Raw genomic sequence first — 13,164 nt, forward strand, 5'->3', positions numbered from 1 at the left:
TCCCTTGCTCGCGGGCCGGAAGTCGCGATCGGTGACTTTCGGCCGTCTCGCCGGAGCGCGAAGCGCACAATGCTGGAACTGTGCTGACACGCTTACTACCGGGTCTCCGGCAATTCGAGGGCTACCAACGGGCGTGGCTTCGGTCCGACGTGGTCGCGGGGATCACGGTGGCCGCCTATCTGGTTCCGCAGGTCATGGCATATGCGACCGTTGCGGGGCTGCCGCCGGTGGTGGGGCTGTGGGCGGCAATCGGGCCGTTGGCCGTGTACGCTCTGCTCGCCACGTCGCGGCGACTGTCGGTGGGGCCGGAGTCGACGACCGCGTTGCTCACCGCCGTGGCGCTTGCGCCGCTCGCGCTGGGGGATCCCGCCCGCTATGCCGCGCTCGCGGCGGTGCTTGCCCTGTTGGTCGGTGGGCTGTGCCTGGTGGCGGCCGTGGCCAGGCTGGGGGTGCTGGCGGATCTGCTGTCGAAACCGGTGCTGGTCGGATATCTGGCAGGCACCGCGGGCATCATGATCGTCGGCCAGCTCGGGCGCGTCACCGGGATCCGGGTGGAGGGGGAATCTCTTTTCGCGCAGCTGTATTCGTTCGTCACGAACCTCGGACAATGGCACTGGCAGACGAGTGTGCTTGCCGCGGCGGTGCTGTGTGGTCTGCTGTTGGCGGCCTGGCGGACACCGCGCGTGCCGGGCCCGTTGCTTGCGGTGTTGCTCGCCACGGGTGTTGTCGCGGTGTTTTCGTTGCAGCGCTTCGGTATTCGAGTTGTCGGGTCGATACCGTCCGAGGTACCGGTGCCCGGCCTGTCCGGGGTCTCGATCGCGGACATCGGGATGCTGATCCTGCCCGCCGTTGGCATCGCGGTCGTCGGCTTCTCCGACAATGCCCTCACCGCAAGGGCTTTCGCTGCGCGGCACGGCGAGCGCGTCGAGGTGAACACCGAACTCGCCGCGCTGGGGGCGACCAATGTGGCGGCCGGCTTGATGCACGGTTTTCCCGTGAGCTGCAGTGGAAGCAGGACCACGATCGCCGACTTGATGGGTGCGCGTACGCAGCTGTACTCCGTTGTCGCGCTCGGTGGCGTGCTCGCGGTGTTGTTCGGAGCCCGTGGCGTTTTGGCGGCCTTTCCGACAGCGGCGTTGGGCGCGTTGGTGATCTACGCGGCGACGCGACTGATCGATCTGACGGAGTTCCGGCGGATCGCGCGATTCCGGCGCAGCGAGCTGATCCTCGCGCTCGGGACGGTAGCCGCGGTGCTCGCCCTAGGTGTGCTGTACGGCGTGCTCGTGGCGATCGCGCTGTCGATCTTCGATCTGCTTCGGCGGATCGCCCGCGGCCACGACGCCATTCTCGGTTTCGTACCAGGGCTCGCGGGCATGCACGACATCGATGACTATCCAGCTGCGAAACCCATTGCTGGACTGGTGATCTACCGCTACGACGCCCCGCTGTGCTTCGCGAACGCCGAGGACTTCCACCGTCGGGCACTCGCCGCCGTCCAGTCGTGGACCGAACGAGGCGGCGAGCCTGTGCGCTGGTTCGTGCTCAACGCCGAGGCCAATGTCGAAGTCGATCTCACTGCCCTCGATGCGGTCGAGCAGTTGCGCACAGATCTGGCCGCGCAGGGCATCGTGTTCGCCATGGCGCGGGTCAAACAGGACCTTCGCGACGACCTCGACGCGTCCGGTCTCACCGCTGCTATCGGAGCGCACCGCCTGTATCCCACATTGCCCACCGCGGTCGCGGCCTTTCAAGCGGAACAGAATTCAGGGCCACACGGCCCGCCCACCGGGTGACCTTCTTCTCTGCTCTCGCCCGCAGCTGAGCGGGATGCTCGTTATCGACGGTAGACGCCGAAAACGAGGTGAATGGCGATGTCCGAACACGTGATCATCCCGATCCACTCGTCATGGCGGCAGGTGATCTGCTGGTGGGCGCGGCAGCCGTGGAGTCCGAACCCGTTGCTGCGCAAGTCGGATCGGTTCGAAGCATTGCTGCGCCTCGTCGCGGTGGCCGCAGTGATCGTGGCTGTGCCCGTGGCGGGTGCGCTCGGCACCGCGGCCTACACCGAGAGCGCGGCGCAGATCCACACCGAGAACGTGACAAAACACAGGACCAACGCGGTGCTCACCGAGGATCCGGCGAAGGTGGCGACGTACGAATATCACGCTCGGGTGCGGTGGGACGACAACGGTGTTCGTGGCACCGCAGTCGTGCAGGTGCCCCGCGGCGTGCGGGCCGACGCACAAATCACGATCTGGTTGGGCCAGGACGGCGCGCCGACGACCGAACCACGTAAGCCTGCCGCTGCCGCGATGACGGGCATCGGTGTCGGTGTCCTCGTGCTCGTCAGTACCTGGCTCGTCGGCTGGTCCATGGTGCGCGGCATCGGATGGCTGCTCGACGTACGTCGCAGCGCCCGATGGGCATACGAGTGGCGGCAGTTCAGCCGTCCGATCAGAGAGGACAGGCAATGAGTTATCGGTACGGGGACGGCCCACAGTGGTGGATGGCGCTGCTCGCCGACACCCACCACAGCAGCCCGATGTCGAAGGAAGGCATGTCATGACCACCGAAAGCTCTTCACAGCCAACGCGACTCGACGCCCCGATACTGGCTGCCGTCGACGGCTCCGCGAGCTCGTACCAGGCGGTGGCCTGGGCTGCGGTGGAAGCCGGGCTCCGGCACTGCCGACTGCATGTGGTGATCTCGATGGCGATCCAGACCGGATTCGGGCCAGGCATGTCTCTTGGCGAGGCCGACCTGGAATGGCTGCGCAACGACGGGGAGCGAATCCTCGCCGAGGCCACCAGGATCGCCCGTACCGCGGCACCGGGCAACGAACCGCCCATCACCACCGAGGTCTGCTTCGAGCTGATCACGCCGATGCTGATCGAACGCTCCGCACACGCGCGGATGCTTGTCGTCGGCAGCCGGGGGATGGGCGCGTTCCAGCGCGGACTGCTCGGCTCGGTCAGCACCGCCACCACCCACCACGCGCACTGCCCGGTCGCGGTGATCCACGGGATCTCGGCCATCGACGCGGTGTCCGCGGGCCAACCGGTGCTCGTCGGAGTCGACGGCACCAGCAACAGCGTTCCCGCGCTCGAACTCGCCTTCGAGGAAGCGTCACGACGCAAGGTCGGCCTTACCGCGCTGCATGCGTGGAGTGATGTCAGCAGCGTTGACGTGCCTGTCCCTGGATGGGACGCCGCACAGGAATCCGCGCAAGCCGCCCTGGCAGAAAGCCTCGCAGGTTACACCGAACGCTTCCCTGACGTGGCCGTGCGCCGAATCGTGGTGGCCAACCAGCCGGCTCGCTCCCTACTGGACGAATCAGCCAGCAGTCAGCTGGTCGTCGTCGGCAGCCGCGGACGGGGCGGATTCACCAGCATGCTGCTCGGCTCCACCAGCAACGTATTGCTGCATTCAGTCGAGGTGCCGATGATTGTTGTCCGCGAGCGTTGACCGCTGTTCACGTCCACAGTTGACCGACACGGTCAGCATCAGCGGTACCAGTCTTTGACTCAGGTTATTGGTCATGCAACCCAGGGTCCTTCGGCTCTGCCGCACCGCGGGGCACGATTGGCAGGCTTGTCTCCGTGACCAACGTGTCGACGGCGCATCAGCCGATTCGGATGATCGATCCGCATGTGTTCGACCAGACGGTCGAGCGTCTGTGCTCGGAGTTCGATGGCCGGTTCCTCAGAGTGTGGGTGGCGCAGGTGGTTCGGCGGTGCGTCGACGATCTAGCGGGCAATCCGCCTGGTGCCATGCCCGAGCTCGGAGAGCGGCTCGCCCGGCAACGCCTGCTGGGCGCTGGGCCGGTATGGAGTGATTCCACCGGCCCTTCTTGACCCGGCATGCCGCTCCTGCGTCGATCGCTCGACGGCATCAGGCGATCAACCACCCCGGCGTGCATCTGGAGCATGCGTTCGTGACCGAGGCAGCTTCTGCGCATCTGCAGGGACGAGCGGATTCGTTGTGGTGATCGCCTTTCGCTCCGACGGTGAGGCATGTCGTAGCCCCTCCGGCGGTCGGTCGGACTGCTCCGCGAAAGGTCTTTGTCGGGTAGTCGGTCCCTACCTCCAGGGACCTTCGGCTCTGCTTGACGAATGATCTCGGTGGTGACATGGGTACCGCTGAAAATGCCGGACCAAGTGGGAAGCGGGCCTATCCATGATTGTTTCCGAAGTGAGGTCGACCGAGGCGCACGCCATACCGATCCTGGTCTCGACCCATGGCTCAGTGGGCGATGGACAGCTCGCCCAGGCGATCTGCGCGATCGAGCGGATCATGTGGCGACACCGTATCGATGGCAGTGCGCGGATGCGGATCAGCAGTGCGCCGTGCGCAGATGGGCCGATGCTGGTGCAGGTCAACCTCGATTTCGGGACGATGCCGGTCCGTGCGCAGGCGGTCGGCCCCGGCCGGTTCGCGACGACGTTCGCCGCCGAACGTCTGGATCGGATACTCGCCGGAGTGACCGCAGGCGCACAGCGGCCGCGGTGGCCTGATCCGCAGCGCCCGCAGTTGGCGCTGCCCACCGAGCTTCGTCCGATTGTGCGCCGCAAGGTGTGCGCGTTGTCGAGCGCAACGGTGGCCGAGGCGACCGCGGTGCTGGAGGCAATGGACTACGACGTCCACTTGTTCACCGACGCCGAGACCGAGATGGACGCCGTTGTCTACCGTGCTGGCCCGCGGGGCGTGCGCCTTGCCAGGCAACATCGGCTCGGGCCGCCTGCCTCCATGGAACCGTTGGCGCTCACCGTCAATCCGTATCCGACCGCGTTTCTCAGCGCGTACGAAGCCGCAGATCGGTTGTGCCGCTACGGCTTGCCGTTCCTGTTCTACACCGATCCGAGTGACGACCGAGGACGGCTGCTCTATCGCCGCTACGACGGCGACCTCGCCTTGATCGCACCCGCCGAATCCACCGAAACCGAAAGGTAGGCACCTAGATTGCCGCGCGAGCTGACTCAACGCGACATCCTGACCGAGCTGGAGCCGATCGCCGAAGATTGCGTGCACCGGCATCTGGCGATGACGAAGGACTGGCACCCGCACGACTACATTCCGTGGGAAGCGGGCCGCAACTTCGCCCTGCTTGGCGGAATCGATTGGCAGGCAGAGCAATCGAAGCTAAGCGAAGTCGCCAAGGCGGCCATGATCACCAATCTGCTCACCGAAGACAACCTGCCTTCCTATCACCGGGAGATAGCCGAGAACTTCTCCCGTGACGGCGCGTGGGGGACCTGGGTCGGCCGCTGGACCGCGGAGGAAATGCGCCACAGCACCGTCATCCGCGACTACCTGGTAGTGACCCGCGGCGTGGACCCGGTCGCGCTCGAAGAAGCGCGAATGGTCCACATGACCAACGGTTTTGCTTCCGGCGCGACCGCCGCCGAGGTCGACAGCGGTGCGGGCTTCCTGCATTCGGTCGCTTACGTGAGCTTTCAGGAATTGGCTACCCGGGTCACCCACCGCAATACCAGCCGAGTGTGCCAGGACCCGATCGCGGACAAGATGTTGCAGCGCATCGCCGCCGACGAGAACCTGCACATGATCTTCTATCGAACGGTCTGCGGCGCGGCACTGGATCTGGTGCCGGATCAAGCGATCGAGGCGATCGACGCGATCGTGCAGAACTTCCGGATGCCCGGTGCAGGCATGCCGAACTTTCGCCGCCACGGCGTGCTGATGGCCAAACACGGCGTCTACGATCTCCGCCAACACCTGGAGGAGGTGCTGACACCGGTGCTGCGACAATGGAACATCTTCGGCCGCACCGATTTCAGTGCCCGCGGCGAGCAGATCCGCGAGCGCCTCGCCGCCTACCTCGACGACCTCGCCCAGGTGCGGATCCCCAAATTCGAGGAGCAGCGAGACCGTTCACTGGCCCGAGAGCGAGCTCGGTCCGGTCGAGCACCAGCTCGCTGACGCCGTGAACCGGCCTGGTCGGTGGCTGTCGTAGTGTCGGTGGTGTCATGCTGATCTTCTTACTGGCACTTGCAGGGTTTGCCTTCCTCGATTCCCTTCACGTTCTGAACGTGGGGATCACCGCCGCGGTGGTCGTTGACAGCCGACTGGGTCGTCGCTCGCCGGTTCCGGGAGCGTTGAGCTTCATCGCGGGAATCTTCGTTGTCACAACCGCTTTCGGGATCTGTACGGTGCTCGGTCTGAGCTTTTTGACAGATCTTGTCGCCTTCGACCTCACGCCGACTGTTCGGTACTGGGCGGAGCTCGTCGTCGGTGCGGTGCTACTGGTTCTCGGTGGTATTCGGTTGCCGGACAGCGCAGTCGGAGCGATACCGCCTTGGGCGATTGCGGCCCGTCGACGACCGTTGCTTCTGGGGTTGGTCGGTGCCGGCGTCGGCCTCGGACAGGCGCCGACCGCGGTCCCGTACCTCGCGGCGTTGGCGATGCTCTCGGTGCGAGAACCGCGACCGGCACTGTGGCCGTTGATCGTGGGTGTGTACTGCCTGATCGCGTTACTTCCCCCGATTTTGGTGCTGTTCACCTCGACACGTCGCTCTGTCAGCGCCCAGCGGTTCTACCGCGCTCTTGTTCGGATGCTGGGGCGTTTCGGTCCCATGTCGGTTCGCGTCCTGTTCCTGATTTTCGGAGTCGTGCTCGTTGCGGACGGACTCCGAAATTACTCGTCGCTGTAGCGATCTGGTGATCGAGGCTCCGTGCGGGTCCCGACGGCCGACCCCAAGACTCGCGCGCGACTCCTGCTGTCAGTGATCCAGGATGCCGACCAAGGACCTATCACCCGAGTACTGGCAGCGACAACGTCTCGCTACCGTACGCGGGCGCCCGTCTACGTTCCAGCGCAGAGAAATTGGCGCAGGAGGTTGGGAATGGCGACGGCGAGCGTCGGCTTGCCGTCGCGGTGTCACCTGTGCATCGCCTTAGTTGGTGAATCCGGTCTCCGCACAGGGTCATTCAGGGAGTCCGGTATAACGAAACAGCTGGCGATGCGAACCTCATCCAGAGTGAGAGTCGGGTAGCGACTTTCGTGGAAAGCTGCGGCATCGTGCTTACCGAGGCCACGGGCACCTCCCCGACCCAGCAACCATGCGGAGACCATGATCAAGGGGCACTGGTGGCGGCATCGTGCGAGAAGCCACTTACACCAGTGCCCCCTCACCCGAAACGGTCCCGTATACCGAGACCGATGCCGCCGCCAGTTCCCACGCTGTGTGGTTTGGACCCGTACGACGAGTCACGTCTGGGGTCGCGTTCGTGCCGGACAGCATCGTCGCGGCTTGATACCTCTGGCACGTTGATCGACACTGTTCGGCCGGGGCCATCTGCGGTCGCCGGACGAATAGGGTTGTGACCATGACCGTTCTCGACTCTCCGATTCCGCGATTCCATTTGGCCGTGCCGGTCGACGACCTGGACGCCGCGCGGCGGTTCTACGGCGAGGTGCTCGGCCTTCCGCAGGGGCGCAGCGCGGAGACCTGGGTGGATTGGAATCTGCATGGCCACCAGTTCGTCACCCATCTGGCACCGGCTCGACCGCAGCGTATCCACAACCCGGTCGACGGCCACGATGTCCCGGTCCCGCATTTCGGCTTGATCCTGACGATCCCGCAATTTCATGAGCTCGCCGCGCGGCTGCAGGCCGCTGGCACGGAGTTCGTGATCGAGCCGTATGTGCGGTTCGCGGGTCAGGCCGGCGAGCAGTGGACCATGTTCCTACTCGATCCTGCGGGTAATGCGTTGGAGTTCAAGGCATTCGCCGACGACTCCCAGGTATTCGCCGTCTGACGACGATCATCATGCTGGCGGTCGCCACTGCCGTGGTGGACCGGCTCCCGCAGGCACGAGCCAGCCGTGAGCCCGTCATTCCGGCGGTGACCGACGGCGACAGGCACGCCGAAGAGGATTTCGGTCGCAGCCACGTCCGCGAACAGCGGACGCGCCGGTTCTAGGCGCAGCGGGCCGAGCACACCGGCTCGATCGATATTGTCCAGGGCAGGTCGAAATACGGTCCGCAGGGTATCTCGGAAGGGAGTTGTGCCCCATGACAGAAACCCCGAACCACGAAGATTCCGCCCAGCCCAACCGGAGGGCGGCGATCGGCGCGGGTGTGGCCGCGCTCGGCGGCGCCGCCGTGGGTTCCGGTCTCGGTTTCGCCGCCGCCAGGGCACGGCAAACCAACTCCTCGGCGCTGCCGAATGCGGGGGAGCTGGACAACAACCTCGGTACGGCGTCGCACCTGTTCCATCTCGATGCCGAGGAACCTCTGCGTTTCGACGGCGGCACGCTGCAGGGCGCGCACGAAGGCAACTTTCCGGTCTTGGCCGGTCAGCAGGGGTCGGTGTATCTGGTCCGGTTGGAGCCGGGCGGTATTCGCGAACCGCATTGGCATCCCACCGCCTGGGAGTTGAATTACGTCATCTCCGGCACCACTCGGTGGACCATCCTCGGCACGCATCCTGACGGCACCTACCGCAGGGACGTGTTCGAAGCCAACAAGGGTGATCTCGTCTTCGCGCCGCAAGGCTACTTCCATTACTTCGAAAACCACACCACCGACACCACATTGGAAGTGCTGGTCATGTTCAACACCAGTGCTCAGGAGCCCAACGACGATATCGGCATCGTGGGCACGCTCAACTCCATCCCTCGCGATGTCCTCGCCGTCTGCTTCGGCGTCCCCGAAACCGCGTTCGGCCAGATCCCCACAGATATCAAGCCGGTCGTCATCACCAAACGCCCTCGCTGACCACCGCGCGCCATCCGACTGGCGGTCGCCACACGCAGGCCTCGCCACACGCACCGGTCCGCGGGTCAACTACCCGCGGATCGCTGTCGATTCCGCCACCGACCACCACTGCCTTGCTCATGCCTTCCTGTCCGCGGCCTCATACGAGGAAACACCCGCGAGAGCCGCAGTCACGAGCTGCTCGTTGGCGGACAGTCGCTGCGAGTAGCGGGCGAGAATGATCATGACTGCCGGAAACAGCAAGTCGCACACCAGAACTCCGCCGGTGTTGCCAGGAGCATGGTCGCCGTTGGCGAACCATTGGTAGACGTGGCCGATCAGCGCGCCCCACAGGAACATGCCGGCGCCGAGGCCGATGGTGATGCGCTCGCGGGCGGTGGCCGAGACGGCGCGGAATCCCATGACGGCGAGTCCGAGGTTGGCGAAGGCGATTTCGAACTGGAACGGGCTCGCGTTGAAGCCGATCGCGGTGGCCATCACGTCCGGTGCGGTGAGGAACGCGATCGTCATCCACAGGCTGCCGCACCCGAGTGCGGCGACGGCCCACCACCGCTGCCAGGTTTCCAGCGCGGCGGCACGGGAGGGGCTGTGCCGGGTGCGGATCAGTGCGCCGACAACCGCGATGAGCGGCCAGATCAGCGGGAAAGCGGTCTGGGCGAGGTACGAGATCGAGTTCATACCTCAAGTCTTGCATGGTTAATATTAACCATGCAAGACTGTTGTCGGAATCACCCGGAGGGCTCCCGAATCACCTGGTGCGCTGTGGGTTCGGCTCACCGGCCGATCGAGCGGGCCTTGGTGATCAGGCGTCCGCCGAAGGTTGCGCACAGCGGGGCCAGGAACCACAGGATCCATACGTAGGACGTCAGCCAGGCGCATGCCGCGGTAGCGGTGAAGACTGCGGCGACCGCAAAGGACGCATCGGCACTCGACCGCAGGTCGGCTGGGGTCGTGGCTTCGGTGAGGACCGAGCCGCGAGCGGCCAGCTCTTTCACAACGGCCTCACTGGCAAAAAGCAAAGCAGCCGTTGCCGCGAACAGACAGACAGCGAGCCGGTTGTCCGGCGCATGGCCGAATACCGCTGTCACATAAGGCAGGAGCGCGGCGAACAGCAGTAGTGGCGCATGCCAGGCAAGCGTGTGCCGGTCAAGGCGGTGCACCTCGTATATCAGCGTGTGATGGCGGCGCCACACCGACCACAGTAGGAAGAAGGCAAGCACGAACGCCACGAAGGACGCCCGCTCGTGCGAGAGGAAGGCAGCCAGGGCGTGCGGATCGTCCAGGTCCTCGCCCTCCGGCCGCTTGATCTCGATGACGAGCAGGGTTATCGCGATCGCGATAACAGCATCGGCGAACGCGCCGATTCGATGTGGGTCCCAGCCTTCCGTCGAGAGGTTGGCATCAGTTTGCGGTCTCATAAAGCCTCCGTCGGTGGGGCGCATGCCGTCGAGCACCGGGGAGATTACCGGGTACCCACTCGCCGCGCAGGAGCGGTTCGCGGTGAGATTGCGCTCACCCAGGCGGTCCAAGACCCGGGCGGTTGTCCAGGCGGGCAAGGAAGTGAATTCCCGTGTGCTGGAAGGGTTATGCGCGGGAGTTGCCGATGACGCTGATGCACATCTGCGCGCATTCGGCGGCGAGTTCGGCGGCGGTCAGGTCGACGGTGTTGTCGAGCCAGCCTTCGATGAGCTGATTGACGCCGCCGGTGATGAACATGGCCGCGCGGCGCAGCGAGGGGGGATCGGGTACGACGCCGAGGACCGCGGGGGAGTGGGCGACGACGAGGTCTGCGATGGTGGCGAGCACGTCGTGCCGCCGCTGCACGAGTGCTGGTATGTCGCCGGGATCGCTGGCGACGATCCGGTGGATGTGCGGATCGCCTGCGACGGTTTCCAGGAACGCCTGAAGCGCGGCGCGCAGCTTGTCCTCCGCGGAACCCTCGGCTGAGACGCCTGCCTGGACCAGGATCGCGAGCAGTTGATCGCGGATTTCGTCGGCGACCGCGGCCAGCAACTCTTCCCGGTTGGCGAAGTGTTCATAGAAATAGCGGTCGGTGAGCCCAGCCGTTTTGCAGACCCCGCGCACCGTGACCGCGCCGATTCCGGATTCGCCCCAGGTCGTGCGGGCGGCGGCGAGCAGGCGGACGCGGCGATCGGTGCGGCGGTCTGCGGCGCTGACACCACCGTAGGTGCGGATGGCCGGGGTCGTCATTGACAACACTCTAGGCACTCTCCTACATTTGCGGACATACGTCATCAGATGACGACTGTCATCAGATTAGCGATTCAAGGGAGAATCCGCGATGACCCACACCCGCCCCACCGCCGAGACTGCCTACCATCAGGTCACCGCACCCCTGCTCGACGAGCTCGACTACCGAATCGAGCAGATCGACGGACAGCTGCCGAAGGATCTGCGAGGCACCCTCTACCGCATCGGCCCAGGTAAGCATCAGGTGGGAAAGTCGCTGCTGCACAACGTGTTCGACGGCGACGGCATGATCTCCCAATTCGTGCTCGACGGAACCTCGGTGCGATTCCGCAACCGCTATGTCCGCACCCGCCACTTCCAGCACGGGCAACGCTCGGATCGGATCCGTTATCGCGGTGTGGGAGAACAGATTCCGGGTGGACCGCTGGCCAATATCGGGCGGCTACCGGAAAACGTGGCCAACACCAACATCGTCAACTACGACGGCGGTCTGCTCGCCCTGTGGGAACTCGGCAACCCGTACCGCATCGACCCCGACACCCTGGACACCTTGGGCCCCACCGACTTCGACGGCAGGCTCGGATTTCTGGGCGCGTTCTCCGCGCATCCGAAATGGGATCCGGTCACCGGCGACATGTACAACTTCGGGCTGGATCTGCTGCCCACCCCACGCATCCGCACCTACCGTATCGACCGCGCGGGACGGCTGCACCGGCTGGCCACCGTGGCGATGCTGGACCTGCCGTGGAACCACGACTTCGCCCTCACCAGCCGCTATCTGGTGTTCGTCCTCGACCCGATCCTGCCCGACATCGCCAAGCTCGCGCTGGCCACCCACTCGTTCATCGACTCGCTGAACTTCAAGCCCGCCAAGGGAACTCGATTCCTACTTGTCCCCAGGAGCGGGGGTCGCCCGCGCATTGTCGAGCACGAAGCACTGCTGCACGTCCACGTCACCAATGCCTACGACCACGGCGACGACGTCGTGGTCGAACTCGTGCGGCTAGACACCGAATGGAACGACTTCCGGCGCATGACCGGCATGGTCAACCTCGATTCACTGGACACGCCGCAGTTCCCCGACTCGACGCTCATGCAATACCGAATCACCCCTGGCGGCACCGTCATCGAACGCGAGCTCACCAACCGCTCAGGTGAATTTCCGCAATACGACTGGCGTCGCGGCACCCGCGAACACCGCTACAGCTACCTCGCGGGTGCGGGCGGCCCTGCCGGAGTGTTCAACGCGGTGATCAAGGTCGACCACCAGACCGGTGCCGTCACCAGCTGCGAACTCGGCGCCAGCTCGGTCGGCGAACCCTTGTTCGTCCCCCGAACCCCCGACGCCGCCGAGGACGACGGCTGGCTACTGGCGCTCAACCACCAACTCACCGAAAACCGTTCGCAGCTATTGATTCTCGATGCTCGGGATCCCGAGTGCGGACCCCTCGCCACCGCCTGGCTCGACCACCACATCCCCTGGGGATTCCACGGCACATTCACCCACCGCATCGCCCAACCGACACGGTGCGCGCGCACGGTTCGTGAACTCGACCGTGGTGAGCGATCAGGCGTTTCCGCTCAACGCGACGCTCGCGCCGACACCGATGATCATGACTCCGCCTGTGCTGCCGACCGCCTCGAGGCGTCGCGGTGAGCGGGCGAACCACGAGCGGGCGGTGCCTGCGAGCAACGCCCAGCTTGTGTCGGAGATGACCTGAATGGTCAGGCAGATCGCGCCGAGCAACAGCAATTGCACTGGTAGTGCACCGTTTTCGGGCGTCGCGAACTGCGGAAGGATTGCACCGAAGAATACGATCGTCTTGGGATTGGTGGCGCCGACCACGAAGCCCTGCCGCACCATGCGGCCGGTATCTGATTCGCCGGGCGTGGATTCGAGTGCGCCGACCAATTCTTTGCGGTGGCGAATTGCCATGACGCCCAGATACATCAGATAGGCGGCACCGGCGATCTTGACGGCGGTGAACAAGATGGCTGACGCGGCGAGGACCGCGCCGAGCCCGAGCACGACGGCCACCAGCGGCACAGTCGAACCCAGCGTGGCGCCGAGCACCGACAGCAATGCCTGTCGACGACCGTGTGCCAGCGCTCTTCCGATGGCGAACAACACATTCGGGCCGGGAATCACGATGATGACGAACGCGGCCACGATGCAGGCCACAAGATTGGAAACGGGCACCATCCACGCAGCCTAG

Annotated in this window: 15 protein-coding genes; 11 read left to right on the plus strand and 4 right to left on the minus strand. The window is 65.1% G+C overall.

Annotated features, from left to right (window positions below; translation table 11 throughout):
- Window positions 1–80: 80 nt before the first annotated feature.
- The 10 genes from ACGFNJ_RS42250 (at window position 81) to ACGFNJ_RS42295 (ending at window position 8,737) form a co-directional block, all read left to right on the plus strand.
- The gene (locus ACGFNJ_RS42250) at window positions 81–1,793 is read left to right on the plus strand and encodes a SulP family inorganic anion transporter (RefSeq protein ID WP_393461964.1); all 1,713 of its coding nucleotides are present in this window, start codon (window positions 81–83) and stop codon (window positions 1,791–1,793) included.
- A gap of 78 nt (window positions 1,794–1,871) precedes the next feature.
- Complete coding sequence (locus ACGFNJ_RS42255; protein ID WP_393461966.1) at window positions 1,872–2,474, plus strand: hypothetical protein; 603 nt, start codon at window positions 1,872–1,874, stop codon at window positions 2,472–2,474.
- Between the two features lie 88 nt (window positions 2,475–2,562).
- Window positions 2,563–3,465 (plus strand): universal stress protein, encoded by a 903-nt coding sequence (locus tag ACGFNJ_RS42260; RefSeq protein WP_393461968.1) that lies wholly within the window; start codon window positions 2,563–2,565, stop codon window positions 3,463–3,465.
- Between the two features lie 134 nt (window positions 3,466–3,599).
- Window positions 3,600–3,854, plus strand: a complete 255-nt coding sequence (locus tag ACGFNJ_RS42265) for a hypothetical protein (protein ID WP_393461970.1) — start codon at window positions 3,600–3,602, stop codon at window positions 3,852–3,854.
- A gap of 337 nt (window positions 3,855–4,191) precedes the next feature.
- A complete protein-coding gene (locus ACGFNJ_RS42270) occupies window positions 4,192–4,950 on the plus strand; it encodes a sigma 54 modulation/S30EA ribosomal C-terminal domain-containing protein (protein ID WP_393461972.1) in 759 nt (252 codons plus the stop codon).
- 9 nt (window positions 4,951–4,959) lie between these two features.
- Window positions 4,960–5,937: an acyl-ACP desaturase gene (locus ACGFNJ_RS42275; RefSeq protein ID WP_393461974.1), complete on the plus strand. Its 978-nt coding sequence runs from the start codon at window positions 4,960–4,962 to the stop codon at window positions 5,935–5,937.
- Window positions 5,938–5,984: 47 nt separating this feature from the next.
- Window positions 5,985–6,668, plus strand: coding sequence for a GAP family protein (locus ACGFNJ_RS42280; RefSeq protein WP_393461976.1), 684 nt, complete (start codon window positions 5,985–5,987; stop codon window positions 6,666–6,668).
- Window positions 6,669–7,344: 676 nt separating this feature from the next.
- On the plus strand, window positions 7,345–7,776 hold the full coding sequence (locus ACGFNJ_RS42285; protein ID WP_393461978.1) for a VOC family protein: 432 nt from the start codon (window positions 7,345–7,347) through the stop codon (window positions 7,774–7,776).
- Between the two features lie 11 nt (window positions 7,777–7,787).
- The gene (locus tag ACGFNJ_RS42290; RefSeq protein WP_393461980.1) at window positions 7,788–7,940 is read left to right on the plus strand and encodes a hypothetical protein; all 153 of its coding nucleotides are present in this window, start codon (window positions 7,788–7,790) and stop codon (window positions 7,938–7,940) included.
- Between the two features lie 92 nt (window positions 7,941–8,032).
- Window positions 8,033–8,737 carry a cupin domain-containing protein gene (locus ACGFNJ_RS42295; protein WP_393461982.1) on the plus strand — a complete coding sequence of 235 codons (705 nt, stop codon included), beginning with the start codon at window positions 8,033–8,035 and terminating at the stop codon, window positions 8,735–8,737.
- Window positions 8,738–8,854: 117 nt separating this feature from the next.
- Here the strand turns inward: ACGFNJ_RS42295 and ACGFNJ_RS42300 are convergent, their stop codons facing one another.
- The 3 genes from ACGFNJ_RS42300 to ACGFNJ_RS42310 all read right to left on the minus strand — a co-directional run bounded on the left by ACGFNJ_RS42300 (window position 8,855) and on the right by ACGFNJ_RS42310 (window position 10,948).
- A complete protein-coding gene (locus tag ACGFNJ_RS42300; RefSeq protein WP_393461984.1) occupies window positions 8,855–9,415 on the minus strand; it encodes a DUF6790 family protein in 561 nt (186 codons plus the stop codon).
- 95 nt (window positions 9,416–9,510) lie between these two features.
- On the minus strand, window positions 9,511–10,191 hold the full coding sequence (locus ACGFNJ_RS42305) for a TMEM175 family protein (RefSeq protein ID WP_393461986.1): 681 nt from the start codon (window positions 10,189–10,191) through the stop codon (window positions 9,511–9,513).
- Between the two features lie 130 nt (window positions 10,192–10,321).
- Window positions 10,322–10,948, minus strand: coding sequence for a TetR/AcrR family transcriptional regulator (locus ACGFNJ_RS42310; RefSeq protein WP_393461988.1), 627 nt, complete (start codon window positions 10,946–10,948; stop codon window positions 10,322–10,324).
- 91 nt (window positions 10,949–11,039) lie between these two features.
- Between ACGFNJ_RS42310 and ACGFNJ_RS42315 the strand changes: the two genes are divergently transcribed.
- On the plus strand, window positions 11,040–12,605 hold the full coding sequence (locus ACGFNJ_RS42315) for a carotenoid oxygenase family protein (RefSeq protein WP_393461990.1): 1,566 nt from the start codon (window positions 11,040–11,042) through the stop codon (window positions 12,603–12,605).
- Here ACGFNJ_RS42315 and ACGFNJ_RS42320 read toward each other — a convergent pair.
- Window positions 12,516–13,151: a LysE family translocator gene (locus ACGFNJ_RS42320; RefSeq protein ID WP_393461992.1), complete on the minus strand. Its 636-nt coding sequence runs from the start codon at window positions 13,149–13,151 to the stop codon at window positions 12,516–12,518. The two genes, ACGFNJ_RS42315 and ACGFNJ_RS42320, sit on opposite strands and share 90 nt — an antisense overlap.
- Window positions 13,152–13,164 lie beyond the last annotated feature (13 nt).

This window comes from Nocardia sp. NPDC049149 (genome assembly GCF_043197455.1).
In the GTDB taxonomy this organism is placed as follows: Bacteria; Actinomycetota; Actinomycetes; order Mycobacteriales; family Mycobacteriaceae; genus Nocardia.

What these genes read in the sequence shown, in the direction of transcription:
- ACGFNJ_RS42255 (WP_393461966.1), top strand. Translation starts at nt 1,872, where the DNA reads ATGTCCGAACACGTGATCATCCCGATCCACTCGTCATGGCGGCAGGTG.
- ACGFNJ_RS42260 (WP_393461968.1), top strand. Translation starts at nt 2,563, where the DNA reads ATGACCACCGAAAGCTCTTCACAGCCAACGCGACTCGACGCCCCGATA.
- ACGFNJ_RS42280 (WP_393461976.1), top strand. Translation starts at nt 5,985, where the DNA reads ATGCTGATCTTCTTACTGGCACTTGCAGGGTTTGCCTTCCTCGATTCC.
- ACGFNJ_RS42285 (WP_393461978.1), top strand. Translation starts at nt 7,345, where the DNA reads ATGACCGTTCTCGACTCTCCGATTCCGCGATTCCATTTGGCCGTGCCG.
- ACGFNJ_RS42290 (WP_393461980.1), top strand. Translation starts at nt 7,788, where the DNA reads ATGCTGGCGGTCGCCACTGCCGTGGTGGACCGGCTCCCGCAGGCACGA.
- ACGFNJ_RS42295 (WP_393461982.1), top strand. Translation starts at nt 8,033, where the DNA reads ATGACAGAAACCCCGAACCACGAAGATTCCGCCCAGCCCAACCGGAGG.
- ACGFNJ_RS42300 (WP_393461984.1), bottom strand. Translation starts at nt 9,415, where the DNA reads ATGAACTCGATCTCGTACCTCGCCCAGACCGCTTTCCCGCTGATCTGG.
- ACGFNJ_RS42310 (WP_393461988.1), bottom strand. Translation starts at nt 10,948, where the DNA reads ATGACGACCCCGGCCATCCGCACCTACGGTGGTGTCAGCGCCGCAGAC.
- ACGFNJ_RS42315 (WP_393461990.1), top strand. Translation starts at nt 11,040, where the DNA reads ATGACCCACACCCGCCCCACCGCCGAGACTGCCTACCATCAGGTCACC.
- ACGFNJ_RS42320 (WP_393461992.1), bottom strand. Translation starts at nt 13,151, where the DNA reads ATGGTGCCCGTTTCCAATCTTGTGGCCTGCATCGTGGCCGCGTTCGTC.